The organism is Streptomyces sp. NPDC101393, from assembly GCF_044767385.1.
Lineage (GTDB): Bacteria > Actinomycetota > Actinomycetes > Streptomycetales > Streptomycetaceae > Streptomyces.
Map to the genome: position 1 here is coordinate 270,133 of NZ_JBIWNU010000011.1, position 18,102 is coordinate 288,234.

Below are 18,102 nucleotides of genomic sequence, written 5' to 3' on the forward strand. Positions count from 1 at the left end.
ACGCCCTCAACTCCCCCTCGCCTCAGGCGTTGACGAGCGGATCGCCCTCCCGGAACGACTTCTGATGCGCCTCCCACATCCGGGCGCCACGGTCCGGCGCGGTGTCCAGGCGGCTCAGCACACCCGGAACTGCGATACCGGGCAGCAGATGGTCGTAGAGCGAGGCGATCTTCTGCTCCAGATCGCCCTTCTCCACGGCCGAACTCACGATCTCCACTCCGGTCCAGGCGCCGACGAAGAGCATCGCGGTCTGCTCGGGCACGATGTGCGGCAGCACCTCTCCGCGGGTCTTCGCGATCTCCAACTGGCCGGCGATGAAGTTGATCCAGCCCGGCCAGGACGTGCCGAACAGATCACGGCCGCGCTGGTCGACGGAGAGCCGGATACCGGCGCTCAGCAGCGGCTGGCGCGGAAGCCGATGCGCCATCACCATGCCGACGTCCACCCACTCCTGCAGCTTGGATTCCTGCGGCAGGATCCCCTCGGTGGTGAGGGCCTCGCCGAGCACTCCGCGGGCCAGCTCCTCCTTGGACGTGAAGTGGAAGTACAGGGCACCCTTGGTGACCCCCGCACGCGCCAGGATCTCCGCGATGGTGGCCGCGTCGTAACCCCGCTCGTCGAAGACCGCGCCGGCCGCCTGCAAGATCGCGCGGCGAGTCTGGATCGCCCGTGCCTGCTGCGCCATGGGCACCTCACTCCTTGTCGTGTTGCTGTGCTCCTGCATCCTGCCGACAGGGCTTTCGTACTCTTCGACGTCAATGCGTTGAAAATCAAACCGGGTAGTACGTATCTTAACATCGGCCCAACAGCCGACTCAGGATGCAGGTCACCGCCCCAGGGGGAGTCGTGTCCCAGATAGTGCTCATGTCGAGATCCGCAGAAAGATCTGAACCAGTGGGCGCCACACCGTGGTCGACGACCGCCGCGCCGACCGCCTCGGCGGTCCCCAAAGAGCTCGTCCATCTCAGCTTCGACGCATACGTACTGGTCACCGGCTACACCCAGGTCGACGACTCCACGTTCACCCTCACCGCCAAGTGGCCACCGGGTACCGGCCGCGCCGTCCCCGGACTCGGCACCCGGTACGAATCCCTGGTCGTGGCGCAGACCATCCGGCAGGTCGGGCTGGTGCTCGCGCACGCCGCTTTCGGCGCGCCGAGCAATCACGCCACGCTGCTGCGCACCTTCGATTTCGCGCTGGATACGACGTCGCAGCCGACGGGAAGTAAACCGGACGACCTGTTTATCGTGGTCTCCTGCAAGACCAACAATCACCGCACCAACCGCCGTCTCACCGGACTCCGCCTGGACATGGACATCCGGTCGGGCGGCCGGTCGATCGGCACCGGCGCCACCGACTTCGAGTGGATCGCCCCCGCGGTCTACCGCAGGCTCCGGGGCGACCACGCGCAGGCCGTCCATGAACAGCCGCCGCTGCCCACACCCGTTCCGGCGGTCAGAGTGGGCCGGGCCGCCGACTCCGAGGTGGTGCTCGCTGCCACCACCGAGCCCCACCGCTGGCAGCTGCGCAACGACTTCTCCAACAAGATCCTCTACGATCACGCCGTCGACCATGTCCCCGGGCTGGTCCTCATCGAGGCCGCGCACCAGGCCGCCCGCCTGGTTACCTCCCCTGGCGCCTTCCTCCCCCATTCGGTCACCACGACCTTCGACCGCTACGTCGAATTCGACAGCCCCTGCTGGATCGAGGCGGAGGTCGACACCAAGGGCCCCACCACCACGGTCGTCACCGTTACCGGACACCAGAACGGCCGGCCCGTCTTCAGGACGGAGCTCACGGGGCGCCCGCACCACGCCATCTGAGCCGTCTTCCGGCCCGTGACGGCGCGCCGGCCATCGGGAACGGCCCGACGGCCCCGACGGCGCGCGCCCGCCGGACGCGGTGCGTGCGGCCGTCGCGTGCGAGCGCGACTGCCAGGGGCCTACTGTCGACCTGCGCGAAACCCGACCTCCCCTGTCGAGCAGACGCGCCGTCAACTCTCTTTCCCACCAGCCGCGTTCGGCTCTCACCCGGCACCTTCGGCGGCGGGTCACACCATGCTGTATCCGCCGTCGACCGGCATGATGGCGCCGGTCACGAACGACGAGCGGTCGCTGCACAGCCAGGCGGCAGCCTCGGCGATCTCCTCGGCGCGCGCCGTCCGCGCCTGCGGGGTCGCCGCGTGCAATTCCGCCTCCAGCTCGGGATTCCGCTGGAACCAGTCGATGATGTTCTCGCTGCGCGTGACGCCCGGGGCCACGCTGTTGACGCGAATTCCGTGAGCCGCGTATTCGGCCGCCGCTGCCTTGGTGAGTCCGACCACCGCATGCTTGGATGCGACGTAGGGCGCTGCGGCGGGAATGGCCTGGAGGCCGCCCACACTGCTGTTGTTCACTATCGCTCCGCCGGCCGGATTCTCCAGCATCGCACGGATCTCGTAGCGCAAACAATTCCAGGTGCCACGCACATTGGTTTCCATGATCGAGTCATAGACCGAGTCATCCATCAGATGCATGGCATTCTGATCCCCGCCGATTCCCGCATTATTGAAGGCCGCGTCCAGGCGCCCGAATGTCTCCACTGCCAGGTCCACCGCCCGGCGCACGTCATCCGCCCGGACAATGTCCATCACCGAGGACACCACTTCCGTGCCCTTTCCGCGCAATTCGGTGACGATTTCGTCCAGGCGGTCGGCCCGCCGGGCGGCGATGACCAGCTGCGCGCCCTCCGCGGCGAACACCCGCGCCGCGGCAGCCCCGATACCACTGCTGGCACCGGTGATCAGAACAACTTTATCGGCGAGAAGGCCATGTTGGGTAGTCACGGCCGCATTCTGCCACACGCCTCTCGGCCGCAACACAATCAATGGCTATGGAATCAATATGACAACGGGACCCCGAAGGGTCCGAGAATCGCATGATTCGATCCCAGGATACGAAAAGGAGAGTCAACGGATTCCGATCGCCGATGTCACATTGAAGTGAAGAATTCACCGCCGGAGACTTGACATCGCGCCCGCCGATTGCGTGGTGCGCGTTCAGCTCCGCGGTGGCCCGCCGACCATTGACCTGACCACCTGAAACAGCGAGCGACTCGCCCAGGGGCCGTCGTCAAAGATCGTCGAATGACGCATCCCGGTGGGGTGATACGTCGCCAGGAACGAGAAGACCGCTGCCTCCTACGAAGCAGCGGTCACCCTCGCATCCAACCTGCCTGCTCTGAGCAAGATGCGTGTGAAGACGGGCTCCAGGGGGCTGCCGCCGCCGGGCCGCGACGGCGGCAGCCCACCTCAGATCTCAGCCCTTACGGGGGAAGAAGCCGCCGCCGGCGTCGCCGTGGGCCGTGCAGTCCATGTCGCGGTAGCGGTCGACGAAGGTGCCGGTGAGGCTGGTGAACGCGTCGTACGACTGGTCCAGGGGCAGGTCTTTGCTCACCCTGAACCGCAGCTGCACATGGACGGACTCACGGGGCTTCAGAGCCTTCGGGCCGGGGATGGCGCCGCGGGCGTTTCCATCGGCCTCGCGCAGCGTCTTCCAGGCGCGCTGTGAGGTGTCCCAGTACTGCAGATCGCCGTACGGGCTCAGGTCGCGCTCGCCCTCGTTGTAGATATAACTGCCCAGCTTGGCGCTGAGTTCGAAGGACTTCAGCTCCTTCGCCGAGGCGTTGGTGAGCGTGGCGGTGTAGGTCGTCCAATGAGTGCCGAGAGTGATCGACTTGGGTATGCCGAACGAGCGGCCCACGAAGGTGTTGTCGTGGTACTGCCCATAGGCGGTGTCGAGGTCGTAGCACGTCGGGATGTCCGCGGCAGGGGCCGCCTGGGAGGCGGGCGCGGCGGCCATCACCACGGGGAGCAGGGCGGCCGTCGCGGCCGAGACCGACAGGGCGCGGCGCAGTTTCATGAAGTTCTCTTTCCCGGTTCTTCGGACCCCTGGAGCCTTGTTTCCCATGTCATTGAGTCCTCAGGCCGTGGATCCATGGGTTATCAGGTTCTTTGAGGAATGGTGGGGCTACGCGGTGACGTCCGCGGCGCCCGGACCGGCCGTGCCCTTCCGGCGGCGCACGCCGATGACCGCACCCGCGCCGACCACCATGGCGGCTCCGCCGGCGAGGGCGATCGCCGGGAGCGCGGACGAGGAGCCGGTCGCGGCCAGGTGGGCGCCGCTCTGCGGGCTGAGGCCACCGGTGGTGTCGGAACCTCCCGTATTGCCGCCGGGTGCGGCGCTCGGGCCGGGCTCGGCCGTGCCACCCGGCTTGCCCGGCTCACTCGGCTTGGAGGTCGGGGGCTGCGTCGGCTTCGCGCCCGCCGGGAGGATGGTGAAGTCGTACCAGGCTTCCTTGGCCGAACCACAGGAACCGTCGCGGTTGCGGTAGTCGCCGGCGGCGAGCGCGTACCCGGCGCCGGGCTTGGCGTCCTTGACCACGTGGGTGCGCAGTTGGAGGGTGACGGTGCTGCGCGGACCGACGGCGAAGAAGCCGAACAGGTCGTCGGGCGTCGCGTCATGGAAGGTCTTCCACCGCCCCGTCTTGGCGTCGCGGTACTCCGTCTCCAGCTCCCAGTACGGCCGGTCGACATCTTCGGCGGAGGACACGAGCAGGAAGGGCTGCACCTCCTCCAGAGGCTTGCCGGTGGTGTTGGTGAGGGCCATGGAGAAGGTGGTCCAGGCGCCGCCCGCAGTCAGCTGGTGCGGCAGCCCGTGGACCGCCACCTCCAACTGATCGGACTCGAACGCGCAGGACTGACCCGCGCCATCGGCATCACCGGCGGCCTTGCCTCCACCCGTCACACCACCCGCGCCGGTTCTCCCCTCAGTGGTCCCTTCGACGGTCCCGGCGGCTTTCGGCGGCTTCCCGGGGGCGGGACGGGCTGCCCCGTCGCGGTCCTGGACTGCCGAGCCACCGGCAGCGGCTTCGCCCGGCAGCCGGGGCTCGCCGGGGTTATCCGTTCCGCCGCCGCTCGTTGCGGAATCGGCCGGCCGGTCCGCCGGTGTTGCGGCATCGGGCGAGTCGGGAGAGGCGGGCGTACGGGCACCGCCCTCGGACACCGGCTCCGTTGCGAACGCGGCGGAGGGCACGGCCAGTAAGGCGGCGGGCGCTATCACAGCAGCCACAGCGGCGCCCGTCAGGGCGCGGCGAATCTTCATCCAGCAGACCTCTCGGATCCCAAGTGCCGCCTGAGCGGCGCAGGTTGACGTTCATCATGGTTAGGCCCTGCATGACGCCGGCGTGCGTGGGTGCGTTCCAAAAAATGCGTACATGCGCACATCTGCGGCCTCGTACAGGACCACTCGCGCGGCGAAAAGGTTGCAGCGGCGGCACCATCGCGCAGCCGCCCGCCGGCGGACGGGCCGCAGGCAGGTCGGTGACGGGGGCGGGCACCGGAGCGGACGCTTCCGGCCAGGCGAACCTGGCGGCCCGACCGTCCGGCGGCCCGACCGCCAGACGGTCACGCGGTCACGCGGTCACGCGGTCACGCGGTCACGCGGCCCAGCCGATGGAGGAGACGTGGCTGTAGGCGTCGTAGTCGGAGCCGAGGCCGGTGATGATGTCGTCCCAGATGGCGTCCAGGGCCGTTTCGTCCTCGGCGAGCCAGGCGTCGACGGCGGCGTCCCACACTCCGCGGACGTTGATGGTGCGGGTGGACAGGTCCCGCCAGTGCGGGCGGGCGACGCGGGACTGGTCGACGGGGTTGATCTCGATGCGGGTGCCGCCACGGGAGTTGAGGCGGCGCTTGAGGTCGGTGGCGACGTTGCGGCGGCGCAGGTCCCAGTAAGCGGCGTCCAGGCGGGTGAGGTTGGCGCGGTTGGGGGTGCGTTCCTCGGCGAGCCAGGCGATCAGGGTACGGGGGGTGAGGTGGATGCCGGCACGGTCCATGGCTTCGTAGCCGGCATCGGAGGCGGTCAGATAGCGCAGGCGGGCGGCCAGGCCGCGTTCGGAGTCGACGGGTGATTCGATGCCGGTGACCATCCGCTCGATCCCGGCGCCCAAGGCCACCCAGCCCGGGACGCCCTCGGCGCCGTACTGCCCGAGGTTCATCCAGCGGCCGGCCATCAGCGGGCCACCCTGCCGACGGTGTATTCGCCGGAGGCCTTGGCGTCACCGTGCTTGATCTTCATCTGGGCGACGCCTCGGCCCTCGGGGAAGACCTGGCGCCAGTCACCGGTGACATGGAGTTCGTCGGTGCCCATCATGCTGATGATGTCCAGTCCGGCCTGGTGGGCCTTGTACGCCTTGCCCCACAGGATGGCGTAGGCCTGACTGTGGATCAGGTGCATCCAGTCGGGGCGGACCATTTCCCTGTTGTGGATCGACTCCCCCATCGTGGAGATGAACTTGGAGTACATCGCCTTGATGTACTCCAGGGTGATGGTGTCGTCCTCGGCGATGGCCGTCTCGCGGGCGGCGGTGAGGGTCTTGCGCAGGGCGTCCAGGAAGTTCTCCGTCGCGCCGGATGTCCAGGATTCGTGGATGGCGGGCGCGTCGAGAAGGCCGTACCTCGGGCCGGAGAGGCGCAGCAGGAGGCGGAGGGTGGCGTCGGTGACCCACAGCGCGCCGGGCTCGTCGCGGTCGCCGAGCGGGTCGGGCAGGTGCGGGTGGTGCCATTCGGCGGGGGTGATGAGGTGGACGCCGGAGCGCTTGGGGTCAACGCCGTCGCTGCCGGTGGAGTGCTCCAGCTTCCCGATCGGCAGCCACGCCTTCAGGGCGGAGAGGTAGGCGGCGTTGGCGTCCAGGGCGGTGACCGCGATGTCCCCGGGGATCTTGAGGGAGTAGCCCGGGTGATGGAAGTTGGGGCGGGCCTCCCAGATGGCGTCCGGCTCCTTCTTCGAGGGCTTCTGGAGGATGTCGGGCAGCGCCGGGTAGGCGGTGTAGGCGTAGCGGGCCGTCGCCCGGGTCTCGTCGAACATCGCCATGACGTCCGGGATGGCGCGCTTGATCAGCGCCCGGGTCGCCGCGTCGGCGTCCCCTTCCGCGCGCTCCAGCTCCTCGCGCACCGCCCGGCCGATGAGGCCGGTGGTCTCCGTACGGGCGCGGGCCGCGGACTTGGCCCGGCGCTGCGGACGCGAGGGCACGGGCGCGGGCGTGGGGGAAACCGCGGGCGCGGGAGCGGGGACCGAAGGCGGTTGCGTGGCGGAGGGCGCGGCGGTGGGGGTGATAGCTGCGGCGGGGCGGGGTGCGGGGGTCGACGGCCGGCACATGGCGCCGGCGTGCAGCGAACGGCCGTCGGTGGCTTTGTACGGAGTCACGACGCCGCAGCGGATGCACGGGGCGGGCTCGCCCTGAATGGCCCGCCCGTCGGGGCCGCGTGCGGTCTGGGGCGCGGCGGGCTCGGGCGCGGGAGTCTCCTCGGTCTGCTCCGGTGCCGCGTTGGCCTCGGTGGGCGCGGCGGGTGCGGGGTGGATCTTGGCCAGGCCCTCCAGCAGTCGCATGTACTTGGCGCGGCCCGGCGGCTGCGGGTCGGTGGTGCCGTCCTCCCAGTTGGCGACGGTCTGCCGGCCGACCCCGACCGCGGCGGCCACCTGGCTGCGTGAGAGGTCGGCCGCCTGGCGAAGCCGCAGGCGCTCGGCCGGCTCCGGCATGCGGGCCGTCAGCCGCGCCTCCTCCAGCAGAGCTTCCACACCGTCGAACTGTTCCTCACCCGTCATGCCCCGACCGTACAGCGGAATGGGCCGTTCACGACAGAGGATTGGGCGGTGATTGGCGCCGGTCGGCAGGGTCACGTGCCTCTTCCGGGCCGCCCCCGAGCACCGGTGGGCGGGGCGACGACAAGTGGGCAGGGCGGAGCGATCGCTCGGTCCCCCTTGACCACGCGGCGCACGGCAGCGGAATGAGGCGACCCCTCGCACCTCGTGGTAGCGGACCCCTCGGAGCGTCACCGGCACGCGCCTCGGGCCGGGCGGCCGGAGACGGGCAACCGCCCGCACGGACGACACCTCCCGCACGGCTTCGGTAACTCCCGCCAGTGCGACGAGACTTGGGCATGCCGCGCTGCCCGCCGGGGTGGCATCCGGACCGGCGAAACGGTTCGCCCGGCGCAAGGGGCGCAGGCAGGTCCGGGGCAGCGGGCGGCGCCGACCACATGGCGCGGGCCAGGGCGCGCAAGCCGACTTACGCAGGCTGACTTGCGCAGCCCAGCCTGTATAAATTAACTTGGAGAGTATGGAAGGGAATCCCGAGGGTGTGTCCGAGTCGGCTGTGCGCGCGGCTCATGAAGTGCGGGTGGTGTTCAGCCGCCTGCGGCGGCGGCTGCGGGAGTCGAACGCCGCCGGCGAGCTCACGCCGTCGCAGTCCTCCGTACTCAGCCGGCTGGACAGCGACGGTGCCGCGTCCGTCACCGATCTGGCGGGCGTCGAGCGGGTCCGCCATCAGTCGATGGCGTCCACGGTCGCGGCGTTGGAGAAGCGTGGGCTGGTATCCCGTCGTCCGGATCCGGACGACGGGCGGCGCCAGCTGATCGCGCAGAGCGAGGCCGGCCGCGCGTTCGTCGCCGACCGGCGCCGGGCCAGGGAGGAGTGGCTGACGCGGGCTCTGGAGGACGGGTACACCGAGGCGGAGCGCCGGACCGTGATCGAGGCGATGGCCTTGCTGGATCGGCTGACCCGGCCATGACCGCGAAGGCCGGGGTGATACGGAGGATCCGCTCATGGCCGAGCCGCTCATGGCGTCCCGGCGGCGGAGCGGGGGCGCAAGCGGCCTTCGATCGCCGGCTGCTGGCCCCGATGATGCTGGGATCGGTACTGAATCCGGTCAACTCCTCGATCATCTCGGTGGCGTTGGTGCCGATCGGCGTCGCCTTCGGGGCGCCGCCCTCGCAGACCGCGTGGCTGATCTCCGCGCTCTATCTGGCCACCGCGATCGGGCAGCCGGTCGTCGGTCGGCTGATCGACCTGTTCGGCCCCCGGCGGCTGTTCCTGGCCGGTGCGGCGCTGACCGGGACCGCCGGAATCGTCGGCGCCCTGGCCCCGAATCTGGGCGTGTTGATCGCCGCACGGGTGCTGCTCGGCTTCGGCACCTGCGCGGGCTATCCCGCCGCGATGTATCTGATCCGCAGCGAGGCCGGGCGCACCGGCCATGACAGCCCGGCCGGTGTGCTGACCGCGCTCGCGGTCGCCACCCAGACCATCGCCGTCATCGGACCCAGCCTCGGCGGCCTGCTCATCGGCGTGGGTGGCTGGCGCACCACCATGGCCGTGAACATCCCGCTGGCGGCAACCGCGCTGGTCCTCGGCGCCCGGCGCCTGCCCAGGACGCCCCGCGCCGGGCGCACCCCGGGGCAGCGGCCGGTGGCGGGCCTGGATCTGCCGGGCATGGCGCTGTTCGCCGCGATGCTGATCTGTCTGCTGCTCTTCTTGATGAACCCGCGCCGGGGCGACTGGTATCTCCTGGTGCTGACGGCCGCGGCGGGCGCCGGTTTCGCATGGCGCGAACTGCGGGTGGCGCAACCGTTCATCGCCCTGCGCGTCCTGGGCGGCAATCCACCGCTGCTGGCCACCTACGCCCGCGCCCTGCTGGCCTACGTCGTCTCGTACGCCGTCCTCTACGGCTACACCCAGTGGATGCAGGAGGGGCGCGGGCTTTCCGCCTCCCAGGCCGGACTCGCGCAGCTGCCGCTGTTCCTGACCGCGATCATCGTGTCCACGGCCACCGGGCGCCGCGCGGGCGTCCGTGGCAAGTTCCTGGTCGGCGCGGCCGGGCAGATAGCCGGCTGCGTGTTGCTCCTGCTTCTGCACCCCGGCAGCAGCCTCTGGCTGCTGCCGGTCATCGCGGTCGTCTTCGGGATACCGCAGGGCCTGAACTCCCTCGCCCTGCAGAACGCCGTCTACCACCAGGCCGATCCCGAGCGGATGGGCTCCTCGGCCGGGCTGCTGCGGACGTTCGGCTACCTGGGGGCGATCATCGCCTCCGCCGCCGGCGGTGCCGCCTTCCAGCAGCGCGCCGATACCGGCGGTCTGCACCAGCTGTCCTGGTTCATGCTCGCCGTCGCGGTGTTGTTCCTGGTGGTGACCGTCGTGGACCGTTCCCTGGGCCGGACCGGCGCCGCGCGGCCGGCCGAGGCTTCGCCTGCGGCCGAGGACGCCGAGCGGTGACCGGAGGTCCCCCTTTGGCCGACATGGCCCGCCGCCCCGACGTGGCCCCGCCGCCCCGACGCGGCCGCGCCAGGCGGGCAAGGGCGTCCGCCACCGCCGCCCGCCCGGCGCACACCCCTCGGCCGATCACTCGACCCACTCCCCCGCCGTACACAGCAGTCACCCGACACCGAGAGGTTCCGCACCATGACGCAATCCGCATCCGCCCTGCTCGTGATGGATGTCCAGCAGGCCATCGTCAGCCGCGTCCCCGACACCGAGTACGTGCCGCGGCTGGCGCGCGCGGTGACCGCCGCACGCGCCGCCGGCGTCCCGGTGATGCACGTCGTGATCGGCTTCCGGCCCGGCCACCCCGAGGCCAACCAGGCCAACAAGACCTTCGGCGGCCTGCCGCCCGGCGCCTTCACCCCCGGGGACCCCGGGGCGCTCATCCACCCCGACGTCGCCCCCCGGCCCGACGAGACCGTGATCACCAAGAAGCGGGTCAGCGCCTTCGCCGGCAGCGATCTGGAACTCCTCCTGCGCTCCGGCGGTATCGACCACCTGATCCTCACCGGCATCGCGACCAGTGGCGTCGTCCTCTCCACCGTGCGTCAGGCCGCCGACCTGGACTACCGGCTCACCGTCCTGGCCGACGGCTGCTTCGACACCGACCCCGAAACCCACCGGGTGCTGACCGAGAAGGTCTTCCCCCGGCAGGCCGAGGTCACCACCATCGACACCTGGGCCAAGGCCCTGGGCTGACCAACGGCGGAGGGGCGGAGCGTCGGTCCCGTCAGCCGAGGTCCGCCGCGAGGACGGCGGCGGCCTCGGCGATCAGCGCATCGTCCGCCGCGGCATCGACGTGGGGCTTGGTGGAGAGCACCGCCATGACGATCGGCCCGCGGCCCGACGGCCAGGCGATACCCACGTCGTTCGTGGTGCCGTAGCTGCCGGTGCCGGTCTTGTCGCCGACGGTCCAGCCCTTCGGGACGCCGGCGCGCAGGCGCTTGCCACCGGTCGTGTTGGCCAGCAGCCATCCGGTCAACCGCTTCCGGTCCTCCGTCTCCAGGGCGTTCCCGAGGACGAGCCGTGCGTAGGTCCCGCCGATGGCGCGGGGAGTGGTGGTGTCGGTCACCCGCCCCGGTTCCGCCGAGTTCAGCTCCGGCTCCCAGCGGTCGAGCCGGGTCACGGAGTCCCCGATGGAACGGCAGAAGCGGGTGACGGAGGTCGGTCCGCCGAGCTCCGCCAGCAGGAGATTGATCGCGGTGTTGTCGCTGTACGAGATGGCGGCGCCGCACAGGTCCGCCACGGTCATCCCCCGGGCGAGGTTCTCGGGCCGGCCCGTGATGGGCGCGCCCCCGGCCCGGTCGATGTCGTGCTGTGTGTAGTGAATGACCTTCGAGAGGTACGTTCCGTCCTGGTCGAGGTCCCTCAGGACGGCCCCGACCGCTGGGGTCTTGGACGTCGAGCACAAGGGGAAGCGCTCGTTCGCACGGTGCGATACGCACCTGCCGGTCACCGTGTTCCACCCGAAGACGCCCAGGCGCGCGGCATGCTCCCGTTCGATTTCCCGCAGCTTGTGCGCGGCCTCCCGCCCCGGTCCGGACGCGTACGCGGTGGACGTCATGGGAACAGCGGCCAGCGCGGTCCCCAGTCCACCGGCCAGCACCGCACGGCGAGTTGTGCCCCTGCTCGGCTTCACGATGTTCTGCCTTCCTCCGACGGCGAGCCGCACGTCCGTACGCCTCGCCTCTTTCGTACTCCTCGACATGTTCTTGCTCCCTCGGTCGACGCCCTGCGTCCACTCTTGGTTGCACCGGAGCGCGAGATCCCGTGACGGGCGCGACAGTTCATACCGGCGGCGGCGCCGTGCCGAGGGCGTGGCGGGGGCGTCGCAGCGGGGTGTGCGGACGGGCGGGGAAACCGGGGGTTACCGCCCCCGCGAAGGGACCGGCCGAGGAACGTGGCGGGGCAATCAAGGTGACGAGGCATTGAGGATGCAGGGAAGGCTGCGGGCCCCCGGGCGGCCTCGGAGTTCTTTGGGACATCACCGCGACGACATGAGTAATCCCCGGCCCGTAATTGCGGACCGGGGATTATCCCGCGTATATTGGGTTTTTCTGTGCCCACGCACGAAAGGCCCCTCCGAAGGGGCCTCACAGTAAGAACAATATCCGGCAGGGAGCCATTTTGTCAAACCGGGAAAGCGTCGAATTGCGGGAAGAGCAGGAATTCATCGATCGGCTCCACGCCCGTGTCGATACCCTGCGCGGCGACGCCGCGCAGGATGTCGAGGACGCGCTGACGCCGGTCGGGAAGGGACTGCAGGCCCGTCTCGAACGCGACGTCCGCGTCGCGGAGCGCTCGGGCCTGCAGGCCGCTCTGAACGCGGTGGACGGCTCGTTGTGTTTCGGCCGCATCGATCTCTCCGACGGGGTCGCGCACCATATCGGCCGTATCGGGATCCGCAAGGACGACACCGAGCACACGCCCCTTCTGATCGACTGGCGTGCGCCGGTGGCCCGCCCCTTCTATCTCGCCACCGGGCACACCCCGATGGGTCTGCGCCGGCGTCGGCACATCGCCACCGAGGGCCGTACGGTCACCGAACTGCATGACGAGATCCTCGATCTCGGCGACCGCGAGCGCACCGGCTTCGAGGACCCGAACGGTGACGACGTGCTGCTCGCAGCGCTGAACTCCGCACGCACCGGACGCATGGGCGACATCGTGCGGACCATCCAGGCGGAGCAGGACAACATCATCCGCGCCCCGCACCGCGGTGTCCTCGTCGTCGAGGGTGGCCCCGGCACCGGCAAGACAGCCGTCGCGCTGCACCGGGCCGCGTTCCTGCTCTACGAACACCGCGAGCTGCTCGCCAAGCGCGCCGTGCTCATCGTCGGCCCCAATCCGGCCTTCCTGCGCTATATCTCTGAGGTGCTGCCCGCACTCGGTGAGACCGGCGTGCTGCTCGCCACGCAGGCCGAACTCTTCCCCGGCGTCCACGCCACCGGCACTGACACCCCCCGCGCCGCCGCCGTCAAGGGCGGCGAGCAGATGTCCGAGGCACTCGCCCTGGCCGTACGCGACCGGCAGGAGCTGCCCGAACCCGGCGCCCCGCTGATCATCCCGCACGACGACGGCGGGGACCTCGTCCTCGACTGGGAGATCGCCTACGAGGCCCGGCAGGCGGCCCGTGACACCCGCCTGCCGCACAACCTCGCCCGCCCCTACTTCGTCTTCCGGGTCATCGACGCCCTCACCGCGCAACTCACCGAACGCATCGGCGCCGACCCGTACGGCGGCCCCAACCTCCTCGGCCCGGACGACATCGCCCAGCTCGCCAGGGGCGTCGCCGTGAGCAAGGAGGTGCATGCCGCTGCCGACGAGCTGTGGCCGCCGCTCACCCCGGAGGCGTTCCTCGCCGGCTATCTGGCCGCACCCGGGTACCTACCGGACCGGGACGCCGACGCCATCCGGCGGGCACCCGCCGACGGCGGGTGGACCCCCGCCGACGTGCCGTTGCTCGACGAAGCGGCCGAACTGCTCGGGGTCGACGACAGCGCCGAACGGGCCGCGGCCGAGGCCGCACGGCAGGAGCGGATCGCCTACGCCCAGGGCGTCCTGGAACTGTCGCGGGGCTCGGAGACCTACGAGTTCGAGGACCAGGAGTCCGAGGTCCTCGCCGCCCACGACATCATCGATGCCGAACGGATGGCGGAGCGCCATGAGGAGGCCGACCACCGCAGCGCGGCGGAGCGCGCCGCCGCCGACCGTACCTGGGCGTTCGGGCACATCATCGTCGACGAGGCGCAGGAGCTCTCACCGATGGCGTGGCGGCTGCTGATGCGCCGCTCGCCGACCCGCTCGCTGACCCTGGTCGGCGACCCGGCCCAGACGTCCGAGGTGGCCGGCGTCGGTTCGTGGGAGAAGATCCTGGAGCCGTATGTCGGTGACCGGTTCGAGCACGTCACGCTCAAGGTCAACTACCGTACGCCTGCCGAAATCATGGAGCTGGCCGCCAGGGTCGTACGGGAGACGGACCCCTCTTTCACGTTGCCCGTCTCGGTCCGGTCGACCGGCGAGGCACCGTGGATCCGGGACGCCGGCGAGAACCTGCCGGCCACGGTGGCTCAGGCCGTAGCGGAACTGACGCCTCAGGAGGGGCGCCTCGCAGTGATCGCACCGCGTGCGCTGCACGAGGAGATCGCCGCGGATCTGGAGGGCATCACGGCAGGCGCCGCGCCCGACCTCACCCTCCCCGTGGTGCTCCTCGATCCGCGCCAGGCCAAGGGCCTTGAGTTCGACCATGTACTGGTGGTGGAGCCCGCCCTGTTCGGATCGAGCGATCTGTACGTGGCATTGACCCGTGCCACCCAGCGCCTGGGCATCGTCCACCGGGAGGAGCTGCCCAGGACCTTGCGCTGACCCACTGGTCGCGGCCGGCACCGAGCCGCCACCGAACTCACCGACCCGGAAAGGCCTACCCGCTCACCAGGGCACGGGGGTCGTCCCGTCCCACGAGCGGAACACGCCGGTAGGCCGCCGGCGTCCCACATGCCCGCATCCGCCGTCGAACGAGTGCGTGGCCGAGGGGTTCAGGTAGTGGCCACGAGCAGATCCTCTCCGCTGGACGGGCGAAGGCCGTCGGTCCGATCGGCGAAGTAGCGGTCGGCGAGCACGGTTCCCGCCAGGTGACGGGCGTCGGTGAAGCCGGCGTCGCGGGCCCGTGCCAGCATCTCCTGCGGGGTGTAGAAGCTGATGAACGGCGTTCCGGCCGCTTGCGCCTGCGGCTTGGTCGCCTCCAGTGCGGGGCGATCGGCGTCATCGAGGAGTGCTGCCGGCAGCATGAACGTCATGGCGAGCGTCGAGCCGGGGGCGAGCCCGGCGAGCCGCCGCAGGGTCGCCTCGGTGGCGTCCTTGGTGAGGTACATGGTGACGCCGGTGCAGGCGACGACCGCCGGCCGGCCGGGATCGAAGCCGGCGGCGGCCAGTTGCTCCCACCAGTCCCCGCCCGCCTCGAAGTCGACCGGCACCAGCCGCAGCCAGTCGGGGATCCCATAGCCCAGCTCGATCAGGCGTTGGCGCTTCCATGCCTGGGTGCCGGGCTGGTCGATCTCGAAGACCCGCAGGTGGGAGGCGATCTCCGGTCTGCGCTGGGCAAAGGTGTCGAGTCCGGCGCCCAGGACGACGTACTGGGTGACGCCACGACCGGCCTGCTCGGCAACCAGGTCCTCGACGAAGCGGGCACGGGCCACAATGGCCGCCCGGAATCCGCTGGTGCCGCGCGGGTCCATGTCCGGGCGGCGCCGCCATCCCTCATCGGGGGCCGCCAGCCGCAGACCGATCTCGTCCTCGATGACGTGGGGCGGCGGGTCGGCCTGGACGTGCAGAGCCCGCCAGAGGGCGGTCCGCACCGCGGTGCTGTCCGGCCCTTCGTTCCGCTCGTCCGCCATGATGTCTCCTCTTCCTAGGGTCAGTTCCCGGACGGTCTTCCTGCGGTCAGTTCCCGTCCGGTCTTCCGCGGTCCGTTCGCGGCCTGAGCTCGGCGCCGACCAGCCGCCCGTCGGGGCATGGGCGACATACTGCTCCCATGTCCTTCGCTGCCGGTTCACCCGCCGCCCAACTGCCCGTCCCCGGACCGCTGGTCGGCGCCGACTGGCTGGCGCGGCGCCTGGGCACGCCAGGGCTGGTCGTACTCGACGCCTCGATCGCGGCGCACCGCGGAGCGGAGCGACGGATTCCCGGGGCGCTGCCGTTCGACATCGATGGGGCGCTGTCCGACCACTCCGGCCCGCTCCCCCACATGATGCCCGCAGCGGAACGGTTCGCCGCGGAGATGCGCGCCCTCGGCATCGACGACGCCGACACTCTCGTCGTGTACGACGGGGCGGGCATCTACTCCAGCGCACGTGCCTGGTGGATGCTGCGGGCGATGGGCTTCGACCGGGTCGCGGTGCTCGACGGGGGCCTGCCCGCCTGGTGCGCGGCGGGGCTGCCTCTCGAAGAAGGCGTACCGGAAGCGGTAGGGGTACGGGTGCGTTTGCAGGGCGACTTCACCGCGCGCGTACGTCCCGGGCATTTCGTCGGATGCGGCGAGGTGTCGGCGGCCCTGGCCGATCCCGCCTCGGCTGTCTTCGACGCGCGCTCGCGTGAGCGTTTCAGGGGAACGGCCGCCGAGCCGCGTCCAGGGCTGCGGGGCGGCCATATGCCGGGGGCGCTGAACCTGCCCTTCACCGAAATTCAGAACAACGGCCGGATGCTCCCCACGTCTGCGCTGCGCGCCGCTTTTGCCGCCCTCGCGGGCGAACGGGAAAGGCTCTATTTCAGCTGCGGGTCAGGCGTGACCGCCTGCATCCTCGCACTGGGCGCCGAACTGGCCGGATATCGCGAACTGTCGGTGTACGACGGCTCCTGGAGCGAATGGGGACTGCCCTCGGATCTGCCGGTGGCCACCGGCGGCGAGGTGAGCTGCGCGGTGAGCGGCGAACCAGCCACGCGATAGCCGGACCGACGGCCGACGGCCGACGACCGGAGAGCGGCTGTCGGGTGCGCTCGGCCGGCGCCTGGGCCGCAATGCCAGCTGAGTACGCGTACTCATGGACACATCGACTCCCTGCGACAGACTGAACGTTCGCCAGCAAAGGAGGCAACGGAAAATGCAGAAATATGCCCCTGTTCAGGAGTCCGCCGTCGGCGCGCACCGCAATCGCGCCTCCCGGGCCTCGGGTCCTGCGCTCGCCGTCACGGCGTTGATCGTCGCCTTCCTGGGATCCGGCTGCTCGATGCAGGACAGCATCTGCAGTTCCGGCGAATATCCGGTCAAGGCCGTGGGATCCACCTCGGGTGGTGCGTGCGTATCGGACGGCGAGAAACCCCCTGAGGGCTATGTGCGCTACCCGAAGGGCAAGGTTCCGCAGCACGTCGACGACAAGTGGGACAAGTACTGGAACACCGTTGTGGTCGACAAGAACGGCGACATCACCAAAAAGGGGTGACGGCGCAGAGCCCGGGAGCGCGCGAACGGAGCACGCAGGCGGGAGCGCCCAGCGGGAGTGCGTCAGCGGGAGCGCTGCGTACCCGTGTGTCAGGGGTCCAGCGTGCTGTGCGGGGAGGGCGGACGGTGACCGGCGCTCCGCGACAGCCCCCCGGTTGGCGGCCGGCCTGGGTCCTCCGGAACGTACCGCGAGGCGCCCGGGACACCTGACGCGCGTGGCTGACAAGCAGTCAACTGCCGTGCGGGCGCAAGGAATACGCCAACCATGGAGAAGAAGCCATTCCGTGTGAACAACGTATGGCGTGGACATGGCGCCTATACGATCTGAGGCCCCCCTACGGAAAAGGCCACCCCCCATGAAGACCACCTTCGCCCCGAGCACCACCCGCCGCATGCTCCTCGTCCTCGGCAGCGTGGCGGCGATGACCGTACCGGCCGCGACCGCCGGCGCCGCCACCGGGCAGGCGCCCCACACCCCCGGGCAAGGAGGCCCACGCGGTGGGTGTGTGGTGGCGTACTTCGACCTGGGTGAGACGTTGGTGCACACCGCCGACGACAACAGCGTGCGCTACATGCCGGGAGCCGCGGCGCATCTGCGCGCGCTGCGCGCCCGCCACATACCCGTCGGCCTCATCACGAACGTGCCCTCCTCCTGGGGTGCCACCGACGCCGAGCGGGCGGCGAAGCTGAAGGAGACGGTCAACCACGACTGGAAGGGCTCCACGCCGTTCGCCTGGGCCGACTTCGGCGACCGCATCTTCACTCCGCGGACCGAGGCGGAGCGTAAGCCCGCGCCCGCACTCTGGGAGCGCGCCAAGAAGGCCGCCGATGGCTGCCGGGTGGTGTACGAAGCGGAGACGGATGACGAGGTGGAGGCGGGCGGCTCCCTCGGGTACGTCGCGTACCGGACGGGCCAGGAAGGCCGGCCCGCCTACCTCCCCGCCGCGTTCATCGCCGCGCTCGCCCATCTGCCCGGTGCGGCCTCGGCGGAGGCAGCGGGTTCCGGTCCTCGACGGTAGGAAAGTCGACAGTAGGAGCGT

General features: G+C 70.4%; 16 protein-coding genes. 8 read left to right on the top strand and 8 right to left on the bottom strand.

Annotated elements, in window-relative coordinates; all coding sequences use genetic code 11:
• Positions 1-22: 22 nt before the first annotated feature.
• Entirely contained in the window at positions 23-685 is a 663-nt protein-coding gene (locus ACIRQ7_RS31830) for a ScbR family autoregulator-binding transcription factor (RefSeq protein WP_404266078.1), read from the bottom strand.
• Between the two features lie 209 nt (positions 686-894).
• Between ACIRQ7_RS31830 and ACIRQ7_RS31835 the strand changes: the two genes are divergently transcribed.
• Complete coding sequence (locus ACIRQ7_RS31835; protein WP_404266079.1) at positions 895-1,824, top strand: ScbA/BarX family gamma-butyrolactone biosynthesis protein; 930 nt, start codon at positions 895-897, stop codon at positions 1,822-1,824.
• A 227-nt stretch (positions 1,825-2,051) separates the two neighbouring features.
• Here the strand turns inward: ACIRQ7_RS31835 and ACIRQ7_RS31840 are convergent, their stop codons facing one another.
• From ACIRQ7_RS31840 to ACIRQ7_RS31860, 5 genes are all read right to left on the bottom strand, one after another.
• Positions 2,052-2,825, bottom strand: a complete 774-nt coding sequence (locus ACIRQ7_RS31840; protein WP_404266080.1) for an SDR family NAD(P)-dependent oxidoreductase — start codon at positions 2,823-2,825, stop codon at positions 2,052-2,054.
• Positions 2,826-3,297: 472 nt separating this feature from the next.
• Positions 3,298-3,900, bottom strand: a complete 603-nt coding sequence (locus tag ACIRQ7_RS31845; RefSeq protein WP_404266081.1) for a hypothetical protein — start codon at positions 3,898-3,900, stop codon at positions 3,298-3,300.
• Between the two features lie 108 nt (positions 3,901-4,008).
• Positions 4,009-4,785 carry an LPXTG cell wall anchor domain-containing protein gene (locus ACIRQ7_RS31850; protein ID WP_404266082.1) on the bottom strand — a complete coding sequence of 259 codons (777 nt, stop codon included), beginning with the start codon at positions 4,783-4,785 and terminating at the stop codon, positions 4,009-4,011.
• Between the two features lie 691 nt (positions 4,786-5,476).
• Positions 5,477-6,049 carry a transcriptional regulator gene (locus tag ACIRQ7_RS31855; protein ID WP_404266083.1) on the bottom strand — a complete coding sequence of 191 codons (573 nt, stop codon included), beginning with the start codon at positions 6,047-6,049 and terminating at the stop codon, positions 5,477-5,479.
• Positions 6,049-7,641: a helix-turn-helix domain-containing protein gene (locus tag ACIRQ7_RS31860; RefSeq protein WP_404266084.1), complete on the bottom strand. Its 1,593-nt coding sequence runs from the start codon at positions 7,639-7,641 to the stop codon at positions 6,049-6,051. The genes ACIRQ7_RS31855 and ACIRQ7_RS31860 overlap by 1 nt, the downstream gene beginning before the upstream one ends.
• Positions 7,642-8,155: 514 nt before the next feature.
• On the opposite strand from ACIRQ7_RS31860, the gene ACIRQ7_RS31865 reads away from it, so the two are divergent.
• The 3 genes from ACIRQ7_RS31865 to ACIRQ7_RS31875 all read left to right on the top strand — a co-directional run bounded on the left by ACIRQ7_RS31865 (position 8,156) and on the right by ACIRQ7_RS31875 (position 10,827).
• On the top strand, positions 8,156-8,605 hold the full coding sequence (locus tag ACIRQ7_RS31865; RefSeq protein WP_404266085.1) for a MarR family winged helix-turn-helix transcriptional regulator: 450 nt from the start codon (positions 8,156-8,158) through the stop codon (positions 8,603-8,605).
• The gene (locus tag ACIRQ7_RS31870; RefSeq protein ID WP_404266086.1) at positions 8,602-10,083 is read left to right on the top strand and encodes an MFS transporter; all 1,482 of its coding nucleotides are present in this window, start codon (positions 8,602-8,604) and stop codon (positions 10,081-10,083) included. The genes ACIRQ7_RS31865 and ACIRQ7_RS31870 overlap by 4 nt, the downstream gene beginning before the upstream one ends.
• A gap of 186 nt (positions 10,084-10,269) precedes the next feature.
• Entirely contained in the window at positions 10,270-10,827 is a 558-nt protein-coding gene (locus ACIRQ7_RS31875; protein WP_404266087.1) for a cysteine hydrolase family protein, read from the top strand.
• Positions 10,828-10,858: 31 nt separating this feature from the next.
• On the opposite strand, the gene bla is transcribed toward ACIRQ7_RS31875, so the two are convergent.
• The gene (gene bla / locus ACIRQ7_RS31880; protein WP_404266122.1) at positions 10,859-11,767 is read right to left on the bottom strand and encodes a class A beta-lactamase; all 909 of its coding nucleotides are present in this window, start codon (positions 11,765-11,767) and stop codon (positions 10,859-10,861) included.
• A gap of 512 nt (positions 11,768-12,279) precedes the next feature.
• On the opposite strand from bla, the gene ACIRQ7_RS31885 reads away from it, so the two are divergent.
• The gene (locus tag ACIRQ7_RS31885; RefSeq protein ID WP_404266123.1) at positions 12,280-14,493 is read left to right on the top strand and encodes a HelD family protein; all 2,214 of its coding nucleotides are present in this window, start codon (positions 12,280-12,282) and stop codon (positions 14,491-14,493) included.
• A gap of 170 nt (positions 14,494-14,663) precedes the next feature.
• On the opposite strand, the gene ACIRQ7_RS31890 is transcribed toward ACIRQ7_RS31885, so the two are convergent.
• Complete coding sequence (locus ACIRQ7_RS31890; RefSeq protein WP_404266088.1) at positions 14,664-15,521, bottom strand: class I SAM-dependent methyltransferase; 858 nt, start codon at positions 15,519-15,521, stop codon at positions 14,664-14,666.
• 137 nt (positions 15,522-15,658) lie between these two features.
• Between ACIRQ7_RS31890 and ACIRQ7_RS31895 the strand changes: the two genes are divergently transcribed.
• The 3 genes from ACIRQ7_RS31895 (at position 15,659) to ACIRQ7_RS31905 (ending at position 18,081) form a co-directional block, all read left to right on the top strand.
• Positions 15,659-16,570, top strand: a complete 912-nt coding sequence (locus ACIRQ7_RS31895) for a sulfurtransferase (RefSeq protein WP_404266089.1) — start codon at positions 15,659-15,661, stop codon at positions 16,568-16,570.
• 154 nt (positions 16,571-16,724) lie between these two features.
• The gene (locus ACIRQ7_RS31900) at positions 16,725-17,063 is read left to right on the top strand and encodes an SCO0607 family lipoprotein (RefSeq protein WP_404266090.1); all 339 of its coding nucleotides are present in this window, start codon (positions 16,725-16,727) and stop codon (positions 17,061-17,063) included.
• A gap of 355 nt (positions 17,064-17,418) precedes the next feature.
• Positions 17,419-18,081: a hypothetical protein gene (locus ACIRQ7_RS31905; protein WP_404266091.1), complete on the top strand. Its 663-nt coding sequence runs from the start codon at positions 17,419-17,421 to the stop codon at positions 18,079-18,081.
• Positions 18,082-18,102 lie beyond the last annotated feature (21 nt).